Origin of the sequence: Aquibacillus rhizosphaerae (assembly GCF_030282825.1) — a bacterium.
Taxonomy (GTDB): Bacteria; Bacillota; Bacilli; order Bacillales; family Amphibacillaceae; genus Aquibacillus_C; species Aquibacillus_C rhizosphaerae.
Genome location: NZ_JASTZU010000058.1, coordinates 364,417 through 390,452, shown reverse-complemented (window position 1 = coordinate 390,452; position 26,036 = coordinate 364,417). Strand labels below are relative to the sequence as shown.

The 26,036-nt window shown below is 35.0% G+C and carries 22 protein-coding genes, 1 pseudogene and 2 riboswitches; of the genes and pseudogenes, 14 read left to right on the top strand and 9 right to left on the bottom strand.

What is annotated here, in order from left to right:
• The coding region (locus tag QQS35_RS19035; protein ID WP_285931612.1) for an IS1182 family transposase at positions 1-1,110 on the bottom strand (1,110 nt) is incomplete at its 3' end.
• A 655-nt stretch (positions 1,111-1,765) separates the two neighbouring features.
• Between QQS35_RS19035 and QQS35_RS19030 the strand changes: the two genes are divergently transcribed.
• From QQS35_RS19030 to QQS35_RS18995, 8 genes are all read left to right on the top strand, one after another.
• A complete protein-coding gene (locus tag QQS35_RS19030; protein WP_285933802.1) occupies positions 1,766-2,473 on the top strand; it encodes a nucleotidyltransferase domain-containing protein in 708 nt (235 codons plus the stop codon).
• A gap of 444 nt (positions 2,474-2,917) precedes the next feature.
• Positions 2,918-3,739 carry an inositol monophosphatase family protein gene (locus QQS35_RS19025; RefSeq protein ID WP_285933801.1) on the top strand — a complete coding sequence of 274 codons (822 nt, stop codon included), beginning with the start codon at positions 2,918-2,920 and terminating at the stop codon, positions 3,737-3,739.
• A 4-nt stretch (positions 3,740-3,743) separates the two neighbouring features.
• Entirely contained in the window at positions 3,744-4,589 is an 846-nt protein-coding gene (locus tag QQS35_RS19020) for a carbohydrate ABC transporter permease (RefSeq protein ID WP_285933800.1), read from the top strand.
• Positions 4,590-4,611: 22 nt separating this feature from the next.
• On the top strand, positions 4,612-5,922 hold the full coding sequence (locus tag QQS35_RS19015; protein ID WP_285933799.1) for an ABC transporter substrate-binding protein: 1,311 nt from the start codon (positions 4,612-4,614) through the stop codon (positions 5,920-5,922).
• Between the two features lie 68 nt (positions 5,923-5,990).
• A complete protein-coding gene (locus QQS35_RS19010) occupies positions 5,991-6,857 on the top strand; it encodes a carbohydrate ABC transporter permease (RefSeq protein ID WP_285933798.1) in 867 nt (288 codons plus the stop codon).
• Between the two features lie 15 nt (positions 6,858-6,872).
• The gene (locus tag QQS35_RS19005; protein ID WP_285933797.1) at positions 6,873-7,790 is read left to right on the top strand and encodes a ComEC/Rec2 family competence protein; all 918 of its coding nucleotides are present in this window, start codon (positions 6,873-6,875) and stop codon (positions 7,788-7,790) included.
• A gap of 296 nt (positions 7,791-8,086) precedes the next feature.
• Positions 8,087-8,995 (top strand): phosphatidylinositol-specific phospholipase C, encoded by a 909-nt coding sequence (locus tag QQS35_RS19000; RefSeq protein WP_285933796.1) that lies wholly within the window; start codon positions 8,087-8,089, stop codon positions 8,993-8,995.
• 229 nt (positions 8,996-9,224) lie between these two features.
• Positions 9,225-9,938, top strand: a complete 714-nt coding sequence (locus QQS35_RS18995; RefSeq protein ID WP_285933795.1) for a GntR family transcriptional regulator — start codon at positions 9,225-9,227, stop codon at positions 9,936-9,938.
• A 108-nt stretch (positions 9,939-10,046) separates the two neighbouring features.
• On the opposite strand, the gene QQS35_RS18990 is transcribed toward QQS35_RS18995, so the two are convergent.
• The 4 genes from QQS35_RS18990 to QQS35_RS18975 form a co-directional block, all read right to left on the bottom strand.
• Positions 10,047-11,351 (bottom strand): hemolysin family protein, encoded by a 1,305-nt coding sequence (locus QQS35_RS18990; RefSeq protein ID WP_285933794.1) that lies wholly within the window; start codon positions 11,349-11,351, stop codon positions 10,047-10,049.
• Positions 11,352-11,431: 80 nt separating this feature from the next.
• Complete coding sequence (locus QQS35_RS18985; RefSeq protein WP_285933793.1) at positions 11,432-11,842, bottom strand: MerR family transcriptional regulator; 411 nt, start codon at positions 11,840-11,842, stop codon at positions 11,432-11,434.
• 398 nt (positions 11,843-12,240) lie between these two features.
• Positions 12,241-12,717, bottom strand: coding sequence for a CBO0543 family protein (locus QQS35_RS18980; protein ID WP_285933792.1), 477 nt, complete (start codon positions 12,715-12,717; stop codon positions 12,241-12,243).
• A complete protein-coding gene (locus QQS35_RS18975; RefSeq protein WP_285933790.1) occupies positions 12,714-13,208 on the bottom strand; it encodes a CBO0543 family protein in 495 nt (164 codons plus the stop codon). The genes QQS35_RS18980 and QQS35_RS18975 overlap by 4 nt, the downstream gene beginning before the upstream one ends.
• Before the next feature lie 856 nt (positions 13,209-14,064).
• Between QQS35_RS18975 and QQS35_RS18970 the strand changes: the two genes are divergently transcribed.
• The 6 genes and pseudogenes from QQS35_RS18970 to QQS35_RS22980 all read left to right on the top strand — a co-directional run bounded on the left by QQS35_RS18970 (position 14,065) and on the right by QQS35_RS22980 (position 19,346).
• Positions 14,065-14,316, top strand: coding sequence for a hypothetical protein (locus QQS35_RS18970; RefSeq protein WP_285933789.1), 252 nt, complete (start codon positions 14,065-14,067; stop codon positions 14,314-14,316).
• Between the two features lie 544 nt (positions 14,317-14,860).
• A riboswitch (cyclic di-GMP riboswitch) is annotated at positions 14,861-14,944 on the top strand.
• Positions 14,945-15,286: 342 nt separating this feature from the next.
• Positions 15,287-15,448 carry a hypothetical protein gene (locus QQS35_RS18965; protein ID WP_285933788.1) on the top strand — a complete coding sequence of 54 codons (162 nt, stop codon included), beginning with the start codon at positions 15,287-15,289 and terminating at the stop codon, positions 15,446-15,448.
• Between the two features lie 10 nt (positions 15,449-15,458).
• A pseudogene (locus QQS35_RS22985) lies at positions 15,459-16,105 on the top strand (NDxxF motif lipoprotein).
• A 595-nt stretch (positions 16,106-16,700) separates the two neighbouring features.
• On the top strand, positions 16,701-16,904 hold the full coding sequence (locus QQS35_RS18950) for a helix-turn-helix domain-containing protein (protein ID WP_285933786.1): 204 nt from the start codon (positions 16,701-16,703) through the stop codon (positions 16,902-16,904).
• The gene (locus QQS35_RS18945) at positions 16,901-17,578 is read left to right on the top strand and encodes a hypothetical protein (RefSeq protein ID WP_285933784.1); all 678 of its coding nucleotides are present in this window, start codon (positions 16,901-16,903) and stop codon (positions 17,576-17,578) included. Before QQS35_RS18950 ends, QQS35_RS18945 begins: the two co-directional genes overlap by 4 nt.
• 595 nt (positions 17,579-18,173) lie before the next feature.
• Positions 18,174-19,346 carry a sporulation initiation factor Spo0A C-terminal domain-containing protein gene (locus tag QQS35_RS22980; RefSeq protein WP_407933989.1) on the top strand — a complete coding sequence of 391 codons (1,173 nt, stop codon included), beginning with the start codon at positions 18,174-18,176 and terminating at the stop codon, positions 19,344-19,346.
• A gap of 1,064 nt (positions 19,347-20,410) precedes the next feature.
• On the opposite strand, the gene bioB is transcribed toward QQS35_RS22980, so the two are convergent.
• The 4 genes from bioB to thiC all read right to left on the bottom strand — a co-directional run bounded on the left by bioB (position 20,411) and on the right by thiC (position 24,975).
• Positions 20,411-21,391: a biotin synthase BioB gene (gene bioB / locus QQS35_RS18935; protein ID WP_285933783.1), complete on the bottom strand. Its 981-nt coding sequence runs from the start codon at positions 21,389-21,391 to the stop codon at positions 20,411-20,413.
• A gap of 12 nt (positions 21,392-21,403) precedes the next feature.
• Positions 21,404-22,006 carry a biotin transporter BioY gene (locus QQS35_RS18930; RefSeq protein WP_285933782.1) on the bottom strand — a complete coding sequence of 201 codons (603 nt, stop codon included), beginning with the start codon at positions 22,004-22,006 and terminating at the stop codon, positions 21,404-21,406.
• Between the two features lie 995 nt (positions 22,007-23,001).
• Entirely contained in the window at positions 23,002-23,169 is a 168-nt protein-coding gene (locus QQS35_RS18925) for a serine protease (RefSeq protein WP_285933781.1), read from the bottom strand.
• Positions 23,170-23,190: 21 nt separating this feature from the next.
• Positions 23,191-24,975: a phosphomethylpyrimidine synthase ThiC gene (gene thiC, locus QQS35_RS18920; RefSeq protein ID WP_285933780.1), complete on the bottom strand. Its 1,785-nt coding sequence runs from the start codon at positions 24,973-24,975 to the stop codon at positions 23,191-23,193.
• A 142-nt stretch (positions 24,976-25,117) separates the two neighbouring features.
• A riboswitch (TPP riboswitch) is annotated at positions 25,118-25,232 on the bottom strand.
• Positions 25,233-26,036 lie beyond the last annotated feature (804 nt).

Sequence of the window (26,036 nt, the reverse complement as noted above, 5' to 3'; positions counted from 1 at the left end):
TTTGTCTACAGTCGTATTGCCTTGACTACAATACCATTCATCCGAATCTTTATTATAGGTATATTCGCTTTCATCTATTCTGTATACGGAGTGACTTACTGGTATATATGCCTTCGCCATTGTTTCTTCTATAACATTCAGAATTGCCTTTCTGAAATAGGCCTTGTCACCGTAGACTTCTTCCACCTTCACACCAGATCGCTTTGTTTCTTCCAACATTTCTTTGGCATAACTTCCATCCATATAAGCACCATTCGCGGTTCGAACAGATGTAATAATTCGTTCATCTGTTGTCATGACAAACTCCGTTTTATAACCATAAAAACCTTGGGTTTTACTTTTACGACCAACTCGTGCATCTTCATCAATGAGAGAACGCACTCCTTTTTGATGCATAAATTTAGGGTCAGCAAGAATATCTTTTGCCTTTTGAATGATTTCTGACGTTTTTGATTCTTTCTCAGAAGTCTTTTCTTCTGCTTGATCAATCACTGTTTCCAAATAAGCCTTCATCACAGCTTTCGCTTCGTTGTGGTCCTCAATTTCTTTATAGTTAGGTGCCGATGGCACATTTTCTAACGGTTTTCCTGTTTCTTCTTCGTAGGTCTGCATAATGTTTTTACCCAAATGTTTCATCAGACGCTCTGGGGTTTTCTTAATGGTGTTGGCTTCCATATGTGTGGCATCTATACTTACACTCTTTCCCTCAATGATGCCTTTATCTACACATTGCTTAACAATTTCCGTAATCATCTCATCAAGGGATCCTTCTACTAAACGCTGTGTTCTGAACTTCGAAAGCAGACTTTTATCAGGAAGATCGTCCTCAGGATTAATACCGATAAAGTACATATAAGCTAAATTCAAGCTGGCTTCTTCGATAACTTTCTCGTCAGATAAATTATAGAGATGTTGCAGAAAAAGAAGTTTGCACATCAATTCCGGCTCTTTCGCCGGTCGTCCAAATTGCTTACAATAACTGTTCTCTAGTAATTTATTGATAAAGCTAAAATCTACTACAGTTGAAATGGTTTTAAGTATATGATTTTCTGGTATTTTACTATATAATATAGAATGAAGACTTAATTGTTTTGGCTCTAGTCGAAGCATAGAAAAAACCCCCTAATGGTTTGGTATTTGGTCATACTAATTATACCATTCAGGGGGTTTTTTCTCGTTGAATTATCGCGAAGTTTTGGTGGAATTTATTAAAGTTTAGTGAATTTGAATAATTGAGTTAAAGTCGTAGACTTTTTCACTGGTCCCGGACGGTTCCCTGCTTCCGATTGAACTGAACGATACATTAGGAAAACAGCAAACGCACTGTTTAATGATGGACCAACGCAACATGTAGAGAAAATTCTACCATTGTAATGAGCGAGCTACATTTTCATGGTAGGAAATTCCTTAGAGCAATACCTTAGGAAAACGATAGTCAATGCTGCACATCAACTTGTACATCACAGTTATCCACACCCTCTCATTATATTCAAAAACCTTCTTTATCAAAAATGAAATAGAAAAAACGGATGCTAGAGTGTGAAATATAGAAATTTGTAGGGCCCTGACATAACTATTGTATGTTGGGCTTTTTTTGTTTTGGACCACTGTCTATCTGTTCCATGGTTATGATACTAGTCCAACAATATTTGGTTAGAATGAAGTAATCGTTTATAGGCTATGATCAAATTGTTATAGGCTTAGGCCGAGAATTTCACGAACATAAATGATATGGGTGAATATCCTGATATGGGAGGTGGCTCATATGAGGGACTTCATTAAGCAAATTGTTGAACAATTTATCGTTTCCTATTATCCAGAATCGAATAATGTCTGGATAGGTGGAAGTACTGTTTATGGAAATATAACAAAAGAATCTGATATAGATTTGCTTATCATTGATGGAACAAAATCATCACGACTTGAGTGTCATCACTTTCTTGGATGGAAAATAGAAGCATTTATTTATTCGCCATCATCTCTAGAGTTTCAGTTTCAGATAGCTAAATACAGAGGAATACCAACCATCATTAAGCTATGTGCGGAAGGACTACCTTTAAGAGATAAACTAGGAGCTGGAAAAAAACTTCAAGAAGAGGCATTACTACTATACGAGCAAGGCCCACAGCCATGGGAAGAAGGTAAGCTTAATGAAACAAGATATCAAATTACAGATTTTTTGTCAGACTTTAAAAGTTCAGAAGATTTTGGGGAAAGTTTATTTATTTTAAATAAGATAATAAACTTGATGGCTGAATTAATATTAAGGGCGAATGGTAAATGGATTGGTGAAGGAAAATGGCTTGCTAGAAATCTTAAAGCCTATGATAAAGATATGTATGAGAAAATAATTGATTATACAAAAATATACATGAAGACAAATGATAAAAATGAGCTGATTTCATTAGTGAAATCTATACTTAATAATTATGGTGGAGAATTGTTTTGCGGTTATAGAGGAGTGTTGTTGTAGGTATCAGGGGACGGTTCGTCGCTTCCGAAATTAGGAAGCGGGGAACCGTCCCCTGCTTCATGCTTTTAGTTTTCCTCCATTCTTAAGGAAAGCATTTCCTAATAATGATGCATTCGCACAAGCAGCGTAACTCTTTTGGACTGAAGAAAGGTTTACCAAGGAGTATAAGTCTATTTTATGGTGCGAAAGTTTAGATAATAATTTATAAATTTATCGAAAAATAGTATTAGAGAATAGTAGAAAGGAAAGTTCCATTTTTACAGAAAACTAATAATTACTTAATCTTCGCTTAATAATTGCGTGTTAGTATTATACCTAAGATGTCTATACCTCTTAAATATAATTGAGTAAAATACTAACAAATTAATGTTTAAATGAGGTAGATATCTAGATGAGTTTCTGTTTCAAATGTTCTTGGAATGTTTGGCATCAAGAGAGATGAAGGTGAGATCATTGCATGAAATTGTTAAAAGTTTGGAAGGTTACCATGATGTAGCTAAATCACTAATCTTAAAGGCAGGTGAAAAAATAAGAGAAAAAGTAAATAACGATAATTCGGTAACTTGTAAGTTAAACGCTGTTGATTTAGTGACAGAAGTTGATAAAAGCATTGAAGTGTTTTTGATAGAAAATCTGAGCGCTTATGACTGTGAGTGTCTATTTTTATCAGAGGAAACGAATGCAAACAACAACATGTACCGGGAAGAAAAGAAGCTGACGTGGGTCATTGATCCATTAGATGGAACGATGAATTTTGTTCATAGTTTTCCTCGTTTTTCCATTTCCATTGCGTTATGTAGAGGAACACAAATTCTAATTGGCTTGGTATTGGATGTAACGACTGACACGTTATATTCCGCTATTAGAGGACAGGGTGCTTTTAGAAATGGAAAAAGAATCTCTGTTTCTACTACTACTTGCATAGAAAATTCGCTCATTGCTTTTGGCTTCGCTGCAAAGCAATGGGAAGTAAATTCGAATATGTCTACGACGATTGCTAGTTTTATTGGTAGAGCAAGAGGTTTAAGAATCACAGGTTCTTCAGCATTAGATTTAGCCTCCGTTGCTTGTGGTGAATTAGATAGCTTCTGGCATTACGGATTAGCACCATGGGATGTTGCTGCAGGAATACTGCTTGTAGAGGAAGCTGGTGGGAGTTATTCGGATCTTTATGCTGCTTCAAACGGGATTAACCTGGAATGGATCATCGCGTCTAACGGGATAGTGCACCAAAGCTTACTAGATTTATTACGAAAAGGAATGTAACCGGATGAAAAAAAGTATTCAATCAAAAAGCAAAATGAAGCATGTGATTCGATATATTGTTGTTTCTATATTACTGATTTGGAGTCTTTTTCCGGTTTACTGGATGTTGAACAACTCCTTTAAAAATAGAATAGAGCAATTCTCAGATACGCCAACCTTTTATCCAAATCAAGTAACCCTAGAAAATTACATGACACTATTTTTAGAGTTAGGCTTCCATAAAGCATTACTAAATAGCTTATTAATTGCAACAGTTGCTACTACCATCGCTGTGTTTATAGGTGCATTAGCGGCATACAGCTTGTCCAGGTATCGCTTTATTGGGAGAAAAGGGCTGCTCGTATGGATTCTACTTACAAGGATATTCCCACCTGTCACATTCGTGATTCCATTATACGAAATGATGGGAAATGCGGGCTTGTTAAATACTAGAATTGCACTTATTTTAGCGTACATCGCTTTTAATCTACCATTTGCAATCTGGCTTTTAATTGGGTTTTTTAATGAAGTCCCGTTTGAATTAGAGGAGAGTGCAATGATCGATGGTGCATCGCCATTCCAAACGTTTAGAAAGGTGGTACTCCCATTAATAATACCTGGGATCGGAGCAACAGCAATCTTTACGTTTATTACCGCTTGGAATGAATTCTTGTACGCGATGATCTTTATTCAATCACCTGAGCTTTCAACTGTACCTGTTGCATTATCTGGATTAATAACGGAATACCTCGTGTTGTGGGGACCAATGAGTGCTGGCGGAATATTGTCCGCGATCCCGATTGTTCTATTAGTTTACTTGATGCAAGATACATTTATTAAAGGACTTACCTTAGGTGCAGTAAAAGGGTAAGACTTAAAAGGAGATGGAATTAGTGTATAAAACGAAACGTACAGTTTTTATTTTTTTAATTTTACTCATAAGCTTGATTGTTTTAACTGCTTGTAATAAAGCTTCTTCAAGCAGCGGTGATGAAGAAACAAGTAAGGAAGATACAAAAGAAGCTTCAACAGAACCCGTGGAGTTAACGATTGCTGCTAGAGCAGGTTCCATGGCCGATGCTTTAACCGAAGTGGTCAAGCAGTACGAAGAGGAAACAGGAAACAAGGTTAATGTAAATGCCATGCCATATGATAATTTGAAAGAAACAGTTGTACTTGATGTTCGTAATAATTCTGGAGCATTTGACTTAGTAATGATTGATGATCCTTGGATGCCGGAATTTGCGGAAGGAGAGCTTTTAACCAATTTAGACAGCTACTTCCCTGATGGACTGGCTTCCGATTTTGTACAAAAGTCCGCTGCGCTTGGAAAAGTTCCTTATGAAACGGGTTCCACCTATGCAGTTCCATTTATCGGTAACGTGCAAATGTTTTTCTATCGAAATGATTTGGTTGAAAAATATGATATAGATGCACCACAAACCTGGGATGACGTGTTAGCGTTTGCTGAAACTATTAAGGATGAAGAGCAAGAAACATTTGGTTATGCGCTTAGAGGGCAACGCGGAAATCCAATCGTATCGAACTACCTTCCATTATTCTGGGCTTATGGTGGGACAGTATTAGATGAAAATATGAAGCCGCAAGTGAACACAGAAGCTGGCGTAAAGGCAATGGAAATGTATATGAAGCTAAAAGAAACTGGACCAAAAGGTGTGGAAACTTTTGATAGTGACCAGATAGCAACTTCTTTAACGCAAGGACAAGTTGCGATGACAATTGCCTGGCCTTCATGGGTATCTGAAGTAGATAATAAGGAAAACTCAAACGTTGTAGGAAAAGTTAATTTCTCAGCAGTACCAAGCCAGGAAAGTGATGCGGCTGCAATGATTGGAAACTGGTTACTGGGCATTCCTCGCACCTCCCAAAATACAGATGCAGCGGCAGCGTTTTTAGAATGGGTGACAAGTGCAGAAACGCAAAAGGAAATGACTATTCTTGGCGCAGGAGCACCAACAAGAGTGAGCGTATATGAAGATCCAGAGCTTGTTGAACAATACCGTCATTTCCCAGCACAGCTTGAAGCATTACAAAACTCTGTTGCTCGTCCACGCACGTCAAAATGGAGTCAAGTTGAAGATACTTGGGGAATGTATTTATCACAAATATTAGCTGGTCAGCTTGATATTCAAGAAGGCTTGGATAAAGCAAATGAAGAATTAGAAGGCATTTTAGCTAAATAACATGGTTCAAAGGTTGACTCTTTCAACGAAGGAGAGAGTCAGCCTCCAATACATCAAAGGAGTATACGATGCGAAAAAGTAATACGATGACACATATATTTTTATTGCCAGCAGTAGTGGTTTTTCTTGTTTTAACTGTATATCCATTGTTATACGCTGTGGTAACAAGCTTTTATGAGCTTGATTTCTTAAAAGGAGATATTTCTTTTATTGGATTGGACAATTTCAACAAACTATTTGAGCATGATGTGTTTTGGATTTCGCTACGGAATACCATTATTTTTGTAATTGTAGCGGTTTTAATGGAAGTTTTGTTAGGGACTGCACTTGCTATTTATTTTAACTCAGGTAAAGGATTAAAATTAATACGTACAGCTATACTCTTACCAATGCTACTTCCACCAATTACAGTAGCACTGACATGGAAGATGATGTATGACTATGAATTCGGTATTATTAATTACTTACTAGGATGGATTGGAGTTGCTCCAATTGAATGGTTAAGTTCATCGAATTTAGCGCTATTATCGATTATTATTACCGATGTTTGGCAATGGACACCATTTGTTTTTCTTATCATTCTTGCATCCTTACAAGCGATACCGGAGGATATTTACGAGAGTGCAAGCGTATTTGGTGCAAATGCTTCCCAGTGCTTAAGGTATATTACGTTACCGCTTTTAAAACCAGCAATCATTCTCGTTTTATTGTTACGTACGATTGACACATTTCAAGTATTTGAAAAAATGTATGTGTTAACAGGTGGAGGACCTGGGAATGCGACAGAAACAATTACATTTTATATTTATCGTCACGGCTTTAGGTATTTCGAAACCGGCTATGCAACTGCTGCTTCAATTGTATTGGTGTTAATTATTATCCTCTTTTCAATATTTTATTTGAAAAGAGTATTAAAAACATCAAATCTTAGTTAAGGGGGGCTGATGATCATGGACTGGCATGCTACAGTAGATTTTTTGAATGTTGGCTTTGGTGCATGCTCTGTTATTCGATATACAGAGGAGAAAGAAAAAACAATTATCATAGATGGTGGTGATGATATAGCTTCTATCTATGATAAGCCAGGTAGAATTTCTTTACTGGAATACTTACATCAAGAAGCCATAGAAGATATTGATTTACTAGTTATTACACATCCTCACCCAGACCATCTTAACGGATTGGTTGAGGTAGTAAAGCAATACAACGTTCATCAGCTTTGGCTTAATCTAAAAACACCCTATCCCATGCGAATAAATAGTGAAAATTGGAATATGGATCGTGCTTTAGATGCCTTGGCGAAGGTGATTCATAAGGTAGATGAAAAACGGATGGAAACAATTTTTGAGAAACATGTATATAGCTATGGTCAACTTCAAATAACAGCTTTTCCGCCATCAAAGGAAAAAGTTGATCCAGTTCAAAAAATGTTGGATAGTCTAGAGTCGATTCAATCTGATGAAGTAAACTGGATTGATCGTACACTTAATTCGATTAGTATTCCCTGCATGGTAGAAATAGGATCCCACCGATTTCTTTATGCAGCAGAGGTGAACTTAAGTCATTGGGATTATATTAACAAAAACCTACAAGCAGATATTTTATTAGCTCCACATCATGGAGATAGCGGGAATATAAGTGCTGACTTTCTTGAAAGTGTGCAAATGAATTATGTTGTCATATCTGCAGATGATGAAGGAACTTACGACCTTCCGAGCAAAAATATTGAACAACAAATATACAGCAAATCTCCTCATACATCCATTTTATATACAGCAAAAAATAAACAAACAGAACATGTTCATAAAGGCGTTCGTTTTACACTCGATCCAAACGTTACATCGCTGAAAGCAACTAGTATGAAATAGAAGCAGGGTAGAGCCGTCCCTTGCTTCTCCTAAATGAACAAAGACTTTACGTAGAGGTAACACAAAATAAATATTCAATTGCTAAGCTATTCTTGTATTCGTATAGACATCTAGGGTGACCTAAATAAAATTGTTGTGATCTGAGTCAAGTTCACTGCTAGCTATATAAAATCCCGCTTTTACCGATGAAGATGACTTTTTCTTCAATAAGTAAATACTGTCTAAAGAAATGTATGTTTCAAGTTGGCGCCACTTGATTAACATAGAATAAAAAAAGATAAAGGTGGTAGATTTCCATGCTTAACAAGACAAGATTCTTTGTTCTATTTCTTTTCATCAGCATGATGTTTATGTTTGCCCCATCCGTTTTTGCATCCAGTGGTTCGAGTTGGATGAATTCTATAGATGATAGTAGATCGCTATCATCGCTCTCCATACCGGGAACCCATGATTCAGGTGCAATCTATGAACCAATCTATAATACTGCAAAATGTCAGGATTTGAATATTGCTGAGCAACTATCGATTGGTGTAAGATATCTTGATATTCGAAACAGACACTATGAAAATTCTTTTGATATTTATCATGGGCCTATTTCTCAAAATCAAACATTTGATGATGTCTTACATGATGTCTATTCGTTTTTGGACGACAATCCTTCTGAAACTATTTTGATGGGAATAAAAGAGGAGTATAATCCTTATAACAACACTCGATCTTTTGAAGAAACCTTTGATGCATACATTGCAAATAATCCTGATAAATGGCTGTTAACGGATACGATTCCTACCGTAGGTGAAGCCAGAGGAAAAATCGTATTAATTAGAAGGTTTGAAGCCACCGAATTACCAAAAGGAATCGACGCGACAGACTGGAAGGTAAATACAACTTTCACGATTCATAATACAGCAAAATTGAAAGTTCAGGACTATTATAAAGTGACAGATTCGAATCAAAAATGGTCTGATATACAAAGCATGTATCAGGAAGCAACTATTCAAAATCCATCTTGGTTGTATATCAATTACACCAGTGGGTATAAACCTGGATGGTTTGATATTCCCAATATCCGAACAATGAAAGACAACATTAACCCTAAAGTAGATGCCTTCTTTACTTCCAACACACAGGGGAGATATGGAATTTCTGCTATGGACTTTATTACTAGTGATTTAGCTTCGAAGATTATTGCGACAAACTTTTAAGTTTCAAATATAGCCTGTACGCTATCAATGTAACGTACAGGCTATATTAGTACTATTCGCTTATTATGTGCATAAAAGTACAGTGAATTTCAATTAGAACGAGACTTGAATAACGAGTAATGTGGGAAACCAACCGAACATGTACTTCTATTGTTCGTGACATTATACAACTACAAATAGGTGTTGTATAATTCTATTACGATTCTACGATGTCTAGAGGTGTTATAGATTGAAACCAAGTTATGTAAAGATTAAAGAAGATTTAGAAAAATTAATCGAGCGTGGTGAATTAAAAACGGGTGAACGCCTACCGTCTGAAAAGATAATGGCAAAGCAGTTTAGTGTAAGTAGGGAAACCTTTCGATCTGCGATTAAGCTTTTACAGCAAGAGGGAAGAGTTGTCATCAAGCACGGAGTTGGCACATTCATTGTCAATCCACTTCCACAAATACCAAATAGTCTTGAGAAGTTGGGTAGTGTGACAAACATGATAAAATCTGCTGGTTTGACTGAGGGAGAACAGCGAGAGTCCATACAAGTAGAAAATTGTAATGAAGAATGGGCAAGGCAACTACAAGTCGAACATGGAACTCCAGTTATTGTACATAAACGCATTCGAACGGCCAATGGCGAACCAGTAGTGTTTTCATTAAACATTTTAAGGAAGGAACAAGTTAATGAAAGTATACTGGAAAAGGATACAATTGGATCACTCTTTAATTATCTTGAAAACGAGTGTTCTTTAACTATTTCAAAAGCCGACTCAGAGCTTGTTGTGCCTCTTCATACAGATTCAAACAGTCAAAAGCTATTAATTCATCCAGAAACAACGGTCTTATTAATGAAACAGCTCCACTATGATCAAAACAATGTCCCTATTTTATACTCGTACGATTACTTCAGAAATGATGTATTTAAATTTTCGATTCGTCGCATGCGTTAGAATGGAAGCAGGGGACGGTTCCTTGCTTCCTTCTTTTGGAAGCGGAGAACCGTCCCCTGCTTCCATAAAAAAAAGCCCTGTCAGGGCTTTTTACGTGTGCATTTGTGATTAATGTGCATCCCCTAAATAATTGGTTCTAAAAAGGGATGAATTCTGTGTTTCTCCGTTCTCTTGAATTTCTATTTTGAGTTTTTTAATTCGTCGATTAATTACTTCATCTACAGTCACTCTAAGGTTTTGATAATGGAACGAATCGCCATTGGATGGAATCGATTCAAGATTTTCAATAACCCAACCACCTAATGTGTGATAAGAACTCTCTAACGATGGAATATTCATCGTATCAGCAAAATCATCTAAGGGATATTGCGCATCAAATTTATACAGGTTTTCATTTACCTGTGAAAATGATTTAATTTCTTCATCCTGTTCATCCCATATTTCACCTACGATTTCTTCTATGACATCTTCCAAAGTAACTAAACCTGAAGTGCCACCGAATTCATCTAATACAATAGCCATGTGTACTTTTTCTTTTTGAAGTTGAGGTAATAAAGATGAGATCTTCATAGACTCTACCACAAATAATGGTTCTCTTAGTAATTCTTTTATATTAACATCTTTATATTTTATAATCTGAGTGAAGAACTCTTTTTCAGTTAATATACCAATAATATTATCTATATTTTCCTCATAAACAGGTATTCTTGAGAAGCGTTCCTCAAAGAAAATCTGTTTAACTTCTTCGCTTGACTGATTAACCTCTACAGCAACGACATCTATACGTGGTGTTATAATTTCCTCAGCAATCGTACTATCGAAGTCCATGGAACGGTGAATTAATTCTCTTTCCTCTTTATCAATAACGCCTTCTTCTTCACTTATATCCAACATAACTTTTAGTTCTTCTTCTGTTAAGGAAGGTAAACTTTCATTTTTAGCGAAAAGCTTTGACACTACTTGCTTTAATTTTAGGAAGAGGAAATTGATTGGTGTTAGTAATAGGATTAAGAAATACAATACCGTCGATATGGCTAATGAATAGGATTCCGCATGTTCCTTTGCCAGTGATTTAGGGAGTATTTCGCCAAATATTAGAATTAAGATGGTCATGACTACTGTACTAACTACTATACCGGAATTCCCGTCAATAATGTTAGTGGCGATTGTAGCTGAAATGCTCGCTGCGGCAATATTCACGATGTTATTGCCTACTAAAATTGTAGATAACGTATTATCAAAATTTTCAGCGATATGGAGAGCCTTTTTACTCCCACGTTTTCCTTCGTCAACGAAGTTTTTAAGTCGTATTTTATTTACACTGGAAAAGGCTGTTTCAGCTGAAGAGAAAAATGCCGATAGCATAATTAAAATAACTAACAAAATAATTGAATTCAGTGGTATATCATCCAAAAAATTTCACACTCCTAAGTTTTTATTGAAATTAGGATCTTACCAATCTCTCCACTCAGTTAACGTTTATATTTCAAGAATTAAGTTGTAAGCATGACTAATGATTGAATTAATGCAACTGTCTTAGGATTTAGTTTATCTAAGATTTTTGCTCGTTCCTTTTCATCTAAATTTTCCGCATTAGCATAAACTGCTTTTATCTCGTTTTGGAAAAAGTCTATTTTATTTGAAATTAAATTAACTTGCGTTAGAAAGGTGTCTCGATCCATTTGATTAGAATCCATTAAGGATTGCTTTTGTTTTATTTCATCTAAAGTTAGATTCATTATTTTACACTGTTCAATAAATTTTAACTCTTCTACCGATTCTTCACTATAGTATCGATAGTTTGATGTTGAACGTTTACATTTAAGTAAACCGATTTTTGTATAGTAATCTATTGTTCTTCTAGATACATTACTTATTTCGGCTAATTCACCTATTCTTAGCAACTTCCCAATTTAATCACCTCGACATTTATTATAAGTCATCTTGAATAAAGCGTACAGTAAAACGTTATGCTTACTCATTTATATTTAGAATCTATAAATGGAGGGAAGCAGGGGACGGTTCCTTGCTTCCTTCTTTTGGAAGCACAGAACCGTCCCCTGCTTTCTCCCGCATTCATCTATTAGTAAGATACATGCTGCATGCTGATTTGTAGCAGGTGCTATTCGCCGATAAATTATTGCAAGCATTAAGAGGTTAACCATTATGTTAACAATAGGTCCAGATTGGAAGTGACTCTCGTACTGCGTAGTAGACCAATACTACGCAGTAAATGAGTTGCTTTATGTGAATTTGGAAAGTAATGTACTTAAAACCAACGAGAAAACTTAATTAAGCTTTCTTATTCCATATTTTTTGATATATCTCTAAAGAACCAAACACAAAACTGTCTTGATAACATGAACGTGATGAACAATGTTATCCATGTCCAGTACCAAGACCAATGTATATAATTTATCAAATCCGTGTATTTTTCTAAAAATATCTCTGGAACTGTAAGCGCTGTACAGAAAGCAAAATAGTAACCTAATTTATATAAGTAACTTCGGTAGTTAGGATAAAATACAATAAAAACACTGCATATAACAGGATACACTAAAAACTCATAAGTAAAACTTGCTCGATTAACTTCTGAGAATAAACGAACAGGATAAGAAATTAAATTGAATTCAACTACAACTAAGCCTATGAGCAGAGTAATTACTTGCTTGAATAAAAAGGCTACAAGGGCTAGCCTTTTTTTATCTTTTGGTATGATGAAAAGTAAAGCAACAGTAAGAGTCCAAACAAAGATTAAAATTTTCCATTCAACTATCATTGTGTAATCCTCTTTTCAGCTTCCAACAATAATTTACTCCTAAAGAACCATTGATAAATTATATTTGTAATAGCAAATATACAAAGGAAGAGTAACCATGTCCAATACCAATCATAATTAAGATATTCAATCAAATCTGTGAATTTACTAATCATTATATCAATAAATACTAAAGTTGAAATACAAGCAGATAAATAAATGAATCGGACAAAGAGTCTTTGTTCTGGCTCATAGATTATATAGAACCCACAGAGCAATGGGTATAAAAAGTAATCAGTTGTAACAAGCATGTCTGTTGCACTGGGAAATTCACGAACAGGAAATGCAATCAAATTAAAATTTAAAAGAAGTAAGTCACTTAACCACGTAAAAGCTTGGCAAATCAGAAATGCTAAAATTAACCTTCTTTTTTTATGTTTTGGTGTAAAAGTTATAAAAAGGGCCACCCCAATAATCCATATAGTAATCAGTATTATATAATTAAATTCCATAAAAAACCTCTTTCGTTTTAAGTAGGTTGTTTATATCCTTTCTCGATTATGTTTGTTTAATTCCTTTTTTATTCAAAAAAATGTAATCAGTGACGAAATGGGTTACCTGTGACCGCTTGAAACAGATGATACAGTTTTTGCTTGATAAAATGAAACACTTTTTCCAGTTAAGGACTTCCCTATTTTATGGAAGTATGTGGTGTTAAGGATCATGCAACCACTGTTTGTCTTTTCATTATCGATACTCACAAAAAATGTATATATACTAATAATTATGCATATTAACGATGTAGTACTTGTTGCATTAACGGGAGCTTACATGTAGTTTTTGTTCAAAAACATTGATATGGTGCACCCTTTATCTTTATTTACATGTAACCATAGATAAGACGTTTAAGAAATTGACTTGGAGCCTCTGCGGCATGATTGCTGAAGAGGTGTTTCAGTGGCGGATCAGCTTATCATACCCACCCCTCCAAGTAAAGTCCTATTCGTTGTTCACGTTGGAAGCTATAATTATTAACTATATATAACTAGTAAAAAAAGATAGGAAATAGGCTGTTTTTGTAGCTTTATTAACATTAATTACGGTCGAAAATCATACTACATATAAGAGGCAGTCTAGTGTAATAAGTGACTTACTGTAAAACAAGATAAGTGAATAATCACTCAAGTTAAAAAGTATTATTTGCTAATTTACGCAAGTTTATTGATAAAAGCAATAAGAACGTTATAGCAGTGTCTTAGTAAATGTTAATTAGATTGTTCTTTAACAAACGGGTTGCAGATATTGAATAATGAATTGTCGATACGACAGCTCTTTGCGTGACGAACAGTTCTAAAAAGGAGCGTTTGCTTGAAGAAAAAGATTTACATTGTTATAGCACTAATTACCATAGTTTTTATTGGTACTCTTTATTTCATTGAGGTTAGAGATAATGAACTACTTAGAAAGTCTAAATTGGAGTACACTGCTACTAGAGCTTTGTATAATGAAATAGAAACAATCAATCATACAATGATAACGTATGAAGATACCAAGATTCCTTCGGAGGTTTTGGAATTACCCGTTCGTTCTTTAGATAATTCATTCATCTGCCGTATATAGTCTCAATTTAAATGGAACAAGAAGGGTTGAAAGAACTTAAAATTATTTAACGGATTTAATAATTATAGTTTCTAATGACACTTTATCAATTGATGACTTTAATCAAATAGAATCGTACAAAGAACGTATATGCTAATGATTGAGGATACTTGGAATATGTTTATACCTCAATTGAAAATATAAAAGAGCCGAAAACCCTTTTCATCCCATTAATGAAGGGGTATCTGGGAATACTTAACAACAATAGAGGGATCTATTCGTTATGAAGAAGTTCGAGTGAATACAACCAACGGATGATGAGGTGATCGAGATGCAGAGATGTCATACAAACCAGTGGGAGTCAGGTTAAGAATACTAGTAATAAATTGGACAACTAGACAACTACTATCTGGGTTTAAGTATGTTTGCTGATATCTTTACATTTAATAGAAGACCGCATGTTGATTTAGAATTTTTGCCTGTTTGGTATCCAATTGTACGTTAAGCAGTATAGTATCAGGATTGGCTAATTAAATTTGAAAATAATGTGAATCCCTATATAATATATCTAACAGGAAGTGATGAACGGTTATTTGTATGTGGGCACTTAAATAACTGCGAGCTACTAGTGCAACCGACTGTGTTACTAGAGAAAAGGTTGTGTAAGGTATGGAGAGTTTTAGGTTATTAAGTGACAAGGATTTAATAGATTCTTATTTATAAGCAATTGCAAATGATTTACCAGAAGAATTTATTTCGATGTTAAAAATAGAAATTTTCGACGGAAGTTGGATTTCAAATGTTTGAAAAAAGATATCATAAAATAATCATTTTTGGTAAAGCTCCTATTTTAAAATTTTTTATTCTCACTCTTCTTAAGAATTTCCAAAAGAACAGAAAAAACTTAAATAAGGGCTAAATAATAGTGAGTTTATTCTTAATGCTATTACTTATACCCTTTATATTAGCTTATATCATTGGTGTACCTATAATGATACTATCGCCATTAATTATAATTGTAATGGGCTTTGTTAATGGATTTAGTACAATTGTATTTGGAGAAATTCTTGAGTCCATAAAAGGACTTATTATGGGTTCATTTTTAGCAATCCTAGGGTATTATATTGGGAATCATTTGTTAGATTTTTTATAAAATATATAAGATGGAATACGTCAATCGTAGGGGGGAAGAATGGATTGTGAAAAGAATTTTTTTAAGTATTCTAATTGTCTTTTTATTAAGCGCGTGTTCATATGAGGAAAATATTGACACTACTGAAGATGAAATACTTGATACAAAGGATGTAGATATTCCTAGTATTATTTTTTCTTCCGAAAAACAAAATAGTGTAATTAATGAAAAAGAAATGAAATCAAGCATAAAAACGTACCTAGACACCTATAATGCATTATATCTTGCTAGTTACCCATTTCAAGTGATGATAGATGAGGAAAAAGAATTGACTGAAAATGAATTCAAAAATTAGACCAAATTAACAGACTTACAAAAGAAAATGATGAAAACTTCTCCAATTATATTTCACAAAATACATTACCTGAAGGTTATCAAGAGGAGTCTGAAAGAATTAGTAGGTATATTACAGGTATAAATGAGATTCTTTATGAAATAGATGCAATGCTCAATCAGCTTACAAACGACATAAGTAAAGAAGATATTCCTTCAGTAAATATTGGTTTATTAAATGAAAAAAGTGATGTAGTGAACGGAAGAGAACAGAAAAAAATAGAAGACTTCCTTGAGAGTAAAGATATTGATACTAAAGCATTTAAGGATTCACTAAAAAAATAAATAAGAATAATAATTCTTTTTGCATATTAGATACTCAACTTTCGCAGCTAGAACAAAGTGTTCTGTTTGACTAGCTGTAAAGTGTATCGCAGTTCAAATATGGTCATTGAAAAATAAAATAGGCATAAAAAAACACCTCAACATTTGGTATAGTGTAATTGACGAGAAAACACTACCAATGCAGAAGAGGTGTCTCCTAAATGAAGCAGGGGACGGTTCTGTGCTTCCTAATTTCTGTTTTGGAAAAAGTTCCACACATTCATATTAGTTAGATACATACAACAACATTTAGGATGTATTTTAAATTGTCGTAAATTTTTGAAAGATTGCTAGCTATCAATATTATCATATCACCATACTTTCGTAGGAAATACGAGTAATTAAACATACCAAATAAGCAGATCGACGCTTGTATAAAAAAACAATTAAAATTATAGATCCATAGAGCGAGATTACTTGGATGGAGTTTATCCATTCAGGTGATCTCGCTCTTTTGGTCCAGGAAAAAAATCCACCTAACCCACCCAACATCGACACCTAATACCAAGCTCCTAGCAATTATAGATGTGAATGACAAAATAAGGAGGATGAAAAGATGGAACGTTGTACGATTACTGTAAAAGATGTAGCGAAATATTTAGGCGTGCACACGGATACAATTTATGACTTGGTGCGCGAAGGAAGTTTTCCACATATTCGTTTTGGACGGAAGATTTTGTTTTCAAAAGATGCAATTGATGCATGGATTCATGCACAAGCAAGTGAATCAGTGGTTAGTAAGGTGGAGGTAGATCGGTGAATTATTTAAAAGAACTTAATGCTTTTAAAGAATGGATGTTGTTTCATGACATTCCAGCGTGTGCAGTGTTATTATGGCACACGCTGATGTTGCTTAATAACTCAGCACGTCGAATAAAAATGTTTAATGCACCTAATTCTACGGTGGAAAAATTGTCAGGGTTATCTAGTCAACGAATTTCCGAGGCTAGAAAAATACTCGTTGACCATAACTTGATTAGTTATCAACCAGGGTTTAAGGGTAAAGCTCCAATCTATCAGATGAAATCATTGGTTTCGTATTTTGAGGAATTGTCACCAGTTAATGGACAATATCTAGAACAAAACCCGGAAGAATTCCCGGAACAATTACAGGATGCAAAACAGGGACCATCTCGTAATGAAGCCCGGGACATACATAAAGAAAAAGAGAAAGAAAAAGGAACAGAAAAGAGAGGTGGAGGAACCGCGCAACATGCTTTCACTATTTATGAACAAAACATTGGGATTTTAAAACCAATTGTGCAGGAATCATTATTCGATTGGTGTGACGATTTAGGGGATGAACTGGTTATTGTAAGGGAGGAAAATCCGTTGAAGAAACAGAGAGATTTAACAGGTGATTATGATTTTTCCAGAAGCTATCATTCTCTCATTGTTCCCAAACAAAACATTTCGGACGCGATTTTCAAGTGATGCAAAAGGAAAATCTTTTACTTGAGGCTTTAACAGAGAATGTTGAGGGATTGGAAGTGGAACAGGTTAATCAGGTTACAGCTGGAGAAGATTACAGTATGGAAGCTTTGCTTTTTTAGTTCTAGTAGAAGCATAATAATTTCGGGCTAGGTGATTCTAGCCCGGACAATATCCAACCTTATTAAATAAGAAACAGCAAAAGTGTACGGTGTAATATTTAGAAAGATTATAGTAACGGACTTAGGAAGAATATCATAAACTTTTGATAAGATTTAAAAACTATTAAGAAACTCTGAATTATATATATCAATTAATATTAAAATTTAAAACTATCTTTTTGTAATGGTATTTAACTATGCCTAAAATGACGAATCTTAACGATAGTTTAATGAAAAATAATATGTATTGATATAAAATCAGACTTTCAAAATAAATAAGTCCTAAACTTAAAAGTCTAATCGAGCCTATCGATTAGACTTTTTCTTTTAACTTTGAGAGAAATGGAGAAATTACTAGCTTTCAAACAAAGTAAACAAACATAGACGTTGTTCTGGTACAATTTAATAAATAAATATGTGACATCGAGGTGTAAGAAGTGGAGAACAAACAGCTAGAAGAAATGATTCAAACGTTATTAAAGGAACAACAAAGCCTGAAACAAGAGATGGAAGAATTAAAACAAAACGGTGTAGAACGAGGGAAACAAACAACAAGTAACCAAGAAATAGAAGCAGATAGTATAGATAAAGGAATAGTAAATGAGAAACAATTAGAATCGAAAATTACAGCACTAATTTATGACGTAGGTGTCCCGGCGCATATTAAAGGATTTAAGTATATGAAAGAAGCCGTAAAGATTATCTACTATGATAATGAATTATTAGGAGAGATTACTAAAGGGCTCTATCCATTATTAGCTAATAAATTTGATACAACAGCGAGTCGTGTCGAGCGCGCGATCCGTCATTCTATCGAAGTAGCATGGAGCCGAGGAAACAAGGAGCATTTATCGAATTTGTTCGGTTATCCAATTAGCATTTCAAGAGCGAAGCCTACTAATTCAGAATTCCTAGGGTTGCTTGTAAATTACTTAGAATTGGAATTTCCAAATATAGAAGAAGCAAATCAGAAAAGGGAAGAAATTAGACAACAAATTGATTTTGTGAAAAGTCAAAAGAAACAAAGTCAAAAAGTGAAAAAAATGAAAAGTGCACAGGTAGTATCCTTACCTGAAATGGATCATTCAGAGTTGTCCCAAGAAACCCAACGTGTTATAGGTGTCTGTCAACGAAACATAGAAAAGTTTTATAATCATGTGTCGTTCTATGAGAAGAATAAAGCAAAAGCTGCGATAGGATTCATGGATGAAAATATTAACTCATTACAAACGATGTTAAAGCGAGTGAATCAAAGTACAGGTGGGCCTACCAAAAATACTTGGAAAAGAGAGCTAAAGAAATGGGAGAAGACACTCGTAAATACGCGAGCTTTATACCGACCATATTCCCTTGAAGAGTTATGGGACCCTGGGTTGTATAAGCAACAAGTGAATTGCTACCGACATTACGTCTCGCTAGTTTTAAAAGATCCTGTGCATAACCATAAGGATAACCAAGCTTTCTTATTTGAGGAAATGAAGGTTTTCATAGATAGTCATACCAGTGACTTTTGGCTAAAGCTAAATCAAGAAGATATACTAGGTGTGCAAAAAAAGTTTCTGTTCATTTTGTCTGAGTTTAAGAGATTATATGGTTCTGTGGAGGGATAAAGTAGCAGTGCGTTTACTAATTCTAACCGTTACCTGACCTCAATGATATTTATTCAAATAATACATTAATTAACTTAACATATATATCAGAGACCTTTTACAAGAAGCGGGAGATGGTTCGTTGCTTCTAAATTTTAAGTGGAGAACTATCGCTTTGCTTTTTCTTTAATTGAAGATTGATCGGACGAAAATATAACAACTTGATTTTAATAATTAAAAAAATATATGAGACAACAACAAACTTTTTCATCTACAATGAATTTGCAAATAAGAGGATATACTTCAAAGTGTTTATGGCAGGCAATTTTTGTAGAAGGGCGTAGCGTCCTTAGACAAAAAGTGAAACTTCAATCAGTGGTGGGGGTTTCCTCATCCCCCATTTGAACTTCTCGAGTCTTAATGTTTAAGTTAAAAATGAATAAGGTGTTTCAAATATCAATAACTATGTGGAGTGAATCCCTGGATATTTCAAATTTAATTGATAAGAATGTAAAGCATGCGTCGCAAAGCCAAAGAAGCGACGCGAAACCTTATAAGAACGTAAAGCACGCGTCGCAAAGCCAAAGAAGCGACGCGAAACCTTATAAGAACGTAAAGCACGCGTCGCAAAGCCAAAGAAGCGACGCGAAACCTGATAAGAATGTAAAGCATGCGTCGCAAAGCCAAAGAAGCGACGCAAAACCTGATGAGAATGTAAAGCATGCGTCGCAAAGCCAAAGAAGCGACGCGAAACCTGATAAGAACGTAAAGCACGCGTCGCAAAGCCAAAGAGGCGACGCGAAACCTTATAAGAACGTAAAGCACGCGTCGCAAAGCCAAAGAAGCGACGCGAAACCTGATAAGAATGTAAAGCATGCGTCGCAAAGCCAAAGAAGCGACGCGAAACCTGATAAGAATGTAAAGCATGCGTCGCAAAGCCATTTTATCAACAATGGTTGAGGAACCTCAGTAGCAGTAACTACAGAAGTGCTTTGCTAATAACACATAAGCACTTCTGTAGTTATTATTTAGAAGAAAACTATTCTAAAAAAATACAAATCCTATTATTTTGTTCAAAGAATTTTCTACGTAGTCACATAGTCAATTTCAAAACCTAGATCTTTAATCATTTGATGATCTCTAGATCCTTCCTGACCAGCAGTAGTCAAATAATCTCCTACAAAAATTGAGTTTGCAGGATACAGACCGAGCGGTTGAAGGCTTCTTAAATTAACTTCTCTTCCACCGGAAATTCTAATTTCTTTTGTAGGATTAATAAACCGAAATAGACATAGTACCTTTAGACAAAAAGTAGGATTTAACTCGTTCGTTCCTTCTAATAGTGTCCCATCGATAGCATGCAAAAAATTAACTGGTATGGAATCTGCATCAAGCGCGTTAAGTGAACGTGCCATTTTAATGACATCTTTATTTTTTTCCTTCATCCCTATAATCACCCCTGAACATGGAGAAATCCCAGCATGCTTTGCGTGATTGATAGTTTCAACTCGGTCTTGATAAGTATGACTTGTTGTAATGTTACCATGATGTTGTTCAGAGGTATTGATATTATGGTTATAGCGATCTACTCCAGCGTTTTTTAATTGTTTCGCTTGTTCAGGTTTCAATAATCCTAAACATGCGCAAACTTTCATATCGTAATTTTTTTTGATCTCTTTAACGGCTGAGGTGACAATATTGAGTTCGCGATTTGTTGGTCCTCGTCCGCTTGCCACGATACAATAGGTACCTGACTGTAGGCGATCAGCTTGTTTAGCTCCTTCGATAATTGTATCTTTATCCATCATCCGGTATTTTTGAATAGGTGCAGAAGAATCCCTTGATTGGGCACAATAACCACAATTTTCAGGACAAAATCCTGACTTTGTATTAATAATCATATTTAATTTTACCTGATTTCCGTAATAATGCTTTCGTACTTGATAAGCGCTATGTAATAGTTCTAATAATTCATCATCAGGACATGTTAAGACAGTGTGTGCTTCCTGATCCGTTAGCTCTTCACCGACCAGCACTTTTTCAGATAAAAAGTTCCAATTCCCCATATTATCCCACCTTTAAGCAACCTTTTTTTGATTTCGAAATGCACTTTTGGAAATGACACCTTTTTCAAGGCGATGAGCCGTAACCCCAGCAAAGATAGATAGAGCAACATCTTTAGGTAAAGGGAAAATCATCCAATACCAAACCATTTGATAGTTAATCCCTTCTGGAGCATTAAACCAAAGCATGTAAGAAGCATACATCCAATTTGTACCGAAAATATAATTAATAGCCATTGCTACTAGAGCAGCTGAAATGTACATAGGAAAAGTACGCTTTTTTTCAACCATTTTACCTGCTAGATACGCAATCAATATAAACGATAAAATAAATCCGAAAGTAGGAGATAGCGCCATAACTGCCCCGCCTCTAAATTGAGCGAAAATAGGTACCCCAGCTAATCCCAAAATCATGTATGAAAACATGGACAGAGCCCCGACACGACTCCCTAACATCAGTCCAGCTAGGATAGAAAAAAATGTTTGTAATGTGATTGGTACTCCCCCAACTACCATAAAAGGTGCTATGGATGTAATATTTGCACCGACAGCCATCAATGCTACAAACATACTTCCCATAGTAAGGTCCAGTGGAGACCAATGCTTTCTTTTTTGCATAAATCTTCCTCCTTTTCATAGACTAGCTTAGTGATTAAAAAAATAATTGTCAACCATTAATTTATTAGGTTAACAATTATTTTTTTTACGTGGGTTTGATCTTTTGAAGAAGAAAAAAAGAATCTGCCCATACTCAGTTGGTATTTTTGGTGTTTGTATGGGTAATCTTTTGTTTACCAATCCAAACTGACAGGAGTTGATTTTTTTGAATTTCGGAGAGCAACTGTTATTAGATGTAGTGGTAGCTTTTAAAAGATTTGTCCCCTAACATCGAAGTGGAAAATGCCAAGAATAAATTATATTCAAAGAGTTGAGTCAGGGAAGGTTCATCCAGATCTAGCGGATAAAATGCAATTGTTCATTACAGCAAAAAACTTGAAGAATTAAGTTCTGTTCTAATATTCTAGACTTACTGTCTCCTAGAATTAAATATGTTATAGGTAAAGGTGATAAACAAAGGGAAGTAGGAATAATCGCTAAGAGGGTAAGCTTGCACGACAAAGTTAGTCCCCATGATTTAAGACATACGTTTACAACATTAACTTTAAATAATGGAGCTGAACTTGTAGCTATTTAAGAATTGTTAGGCCACAGTTCGCCAGATGCCATACTTAGGTATGCAAAAATAACTCACGAAAGAAAATGTGAGCAGTACAAATGATATTTAATTCAATAAGCGTGATTGTCATTAGACTCTTACTGAGAAGGAAATGATTTTACTAAGGTGATAGCAGGATTTTTCAACATACAGAGAAGCTCAAGCAGTTGTTATCTAAAAGAAAGAGAAAAGGGAGAAGATAAATATCCTCTCCCGTAATAAAAAAGGTGTACCGAGGTAAACATTTTTATAATTTCACAACGTCATCTCTCGGATAACTACTTTTGTGTATTTGATTACATATCATCAATTTCTAACCGTTTTTCTCTTAAACTTCAATAAAAATCATTCTATTAATCAGCTAGCTGTTAAATGTTATCATTTATTCAGAAATATTCTAATAATAAAGCACGTTTACTTTTTTACACTTACTACATATTTCGTAGAATGGATTTCCTTTAAAATGATGGTCACAATTCTGCTGTATATATTGCTTACAGTTCTCCAAATAAGAAAGGCGATTTTTTAATTGATTTATTTCCTCTTCAATTTCTTGGATATCCACATTATGACCTCCCATATGAAATTACTGATATAAATTACTTCCAGCTTCTTTAAATTCGTTAGCTTTTTCTTTCATTCCTTTCTCAATAGCTTCCTTTGTATCCAGCTTGTTTTCTTTAGCGTAATTACGTATATCCTGAGAGATCCTCATACTGCAAAATTTCGGTCCACACATGGAACAGAAATGTGCTGTTTTTGCCCCTTCTGCAGGTAGTGTTTCATCGTGAAATTCTAATGCACGTTCCGGATCTAAAGATAAATTAAACTGATCTCTCCAACGGAATTCAAATCGAGCTTTTGATAAGGCATCGTCTCTTTTGTGAGCTCCAGGATGCCCCTTTGCTAAATCGGCAGCATGTGCAGCGATTTTATATGTTATTACACCTTCTCGTACATCATCTCTATTTGGTAAACCTAAGTGTTCTTTTGGCGTAACATAACAAAGCATAGCCGTGCCATACCAACCAATCATGGCAGCACCAATAGCCGATGTAATGTGATCATATCCAGGGGCAATATCAGTGGTCAGTGGTCCAAGTGTATAGAAAGGTGCTTCTTGACACACTTCTAGTTGTTTATCCATATTTTCTTTTATAAGGTGCATTGGAACGTGTCCAGGACCTTCAACCATAACCTGAACATCATGTTCCAAAGCAATCTTTGTTAGTTCTCCAAGAGTTTCTAACTCTGCAAATTGAGCTTCATCATTTGCATCTGCAATTGATCCAGGGCGTAATCCATCTCCTAAAGAAAATGATACATCATAAGTTTTCATAATTTCACAGATTTCTTCAAAATGAGTGTATAAAAAACTTTCTTTATGATGATAGAGACACCATTGTGCCATGATAGATCCACCTCTGGATACAATACCTGTTAAACGTTTTGCTGTTAACGGTACATATCTTAAAAGAACACCGGCATGAATAGTGAAATAATCTACACCTTGTTCCGCCTGTTCTATTAAAGTATCACGGTATATTTCCCACGTTAGATCCTCTGCAACGCCATTTACTTTTTCAAGTGCTTGATAAATAGGAACTGTACCTACAGGGACAGCAGAATTTCGAATTATCCATTCACGTGTTGTATGAATATTTTTCCCTGTTGAAAGATCCATAATATTATCAGCACCCCAGCGTGTTGCCCAGGTCATTTTTTCAACCTCTTGTTCGATGGAGGATGAAACAGCAGAATTCCCAATATTTGCATTAATTTTAACTTGGAAATTTCGCCCTATGATCATAGGTTCTGTCTCTGGATGGTTGATATTAGAAGGGATAATTGCTCGTCCTTTTGCTACTTCATCACGAACAAATTCAGGTTTCATATTTTCCCTTATTGCGATAAACTCCATTTCAGGAGTAATTATTCCCTTTTTAGCATAATGAAGTTGTGTGACATTATTCCCTTTTTTTGCACGTAATAGTTTTCTTTTTAAACCAGGAAATACGTTATGATTGGCACGAGGATCATTCTCATCTTGATATCCATTATCTTCAGGCTTTATTTCTCGACCTTCATATTCTTCGACATCATTTCTTTCCTGGATCCATTTGCTTCTAAGTGTAGGAAGCCCTTTTGTTATATCAACCGAATAATTAGAATCTGTATAGGGTCCGCTAGTATCATAGACACGGACTGGTGGATTCTCTTCCTCACCAAAGGTTCCTGTTGTCGGACTTAACTCAATTTCACGCATCGGTACTTTAATGTCTGGTCTAGAACCTTCTACATATACTTTTTCACTCCCTGAAAAGCTAGACATGATGGAAATGTTTTTTTCATTTACTGAGGATGTTGACATTGGATAAATCTCTCCCTTTTCAAAGTAATAAGGAACAAGACCAAGAACATACCAAGTGGGTAATACAATAAGAAGACATAAAAAAGCCGGATCCATAAAAGGATGGACCCGGCTTTAAATGTAGAAGTTTTATTCAAAGTAATGATGAGATTTCTAACTTCCCCACGCTGGTATGATCCAGATCAGGTCCAAAGAGTCAAGAAACTTCAACGTGTTTCTTTCTCAGCCCAACTCATTGGACTCCCCTAGTTATTTCTATTCTGTTTGTATCAACTATACTCTATGTTCCATAAAAATAAAAGGTTTTCTGAAAAAAGATAGCGAGAGAAATTGGGTTTGTTGTTAATATAATGTAATAATAATTATATTTTATTTGTCCAATAGGGGGAAATTATGCTTTATAAGTAAAGAGTACAAATGCGAGAATGGCAATTAACATAACAAAACTATTTCATTTCCTACGAAGTACATTAATACTGGTAATAGATTATGCTTCCATACTAGATCGCGGAATCACCTATCGGAATCCACATGAAGATCGCATTACGAAGCTGCTATACTTATTACCGAACATTTTACAATGAAGCAGGGGACGGTTCTTTGCTTCCTAATCTCTGTTTTGTAAAAAGCCCCCCACATTTATATTAGTTAGATACATACAACAACATTTAGGATGTATGTTAAATTGCCGTAAATTTTTGAAAGATTGCTAGCTATCAATATTATCATATCACCATTCCTTCGTAGAAATTACGAGTAACTAAACATACCAAATAAGCAGATCGACACTTGTATAAAAAAACAAGTAATATTATAGATACATAGAGCGAGATTACTTGGATGGAGCTTATCCATTCAGGTAATTCTCGCTTTTTTGGTCCAGGAAAAAAATCCACCTAACCCACCCAACATAGACACCTAATACCAAGCTCCTAGCAATTATAGAAGTGTAAGACAAAAAAAGGAGGATGAAAAGATGGAACGTTGTACGATTACTGTAAAAGATGTAGTGAAATATTTAGGCGTGCACACGGATACAATTATGATTTGGTGCGCGAAGG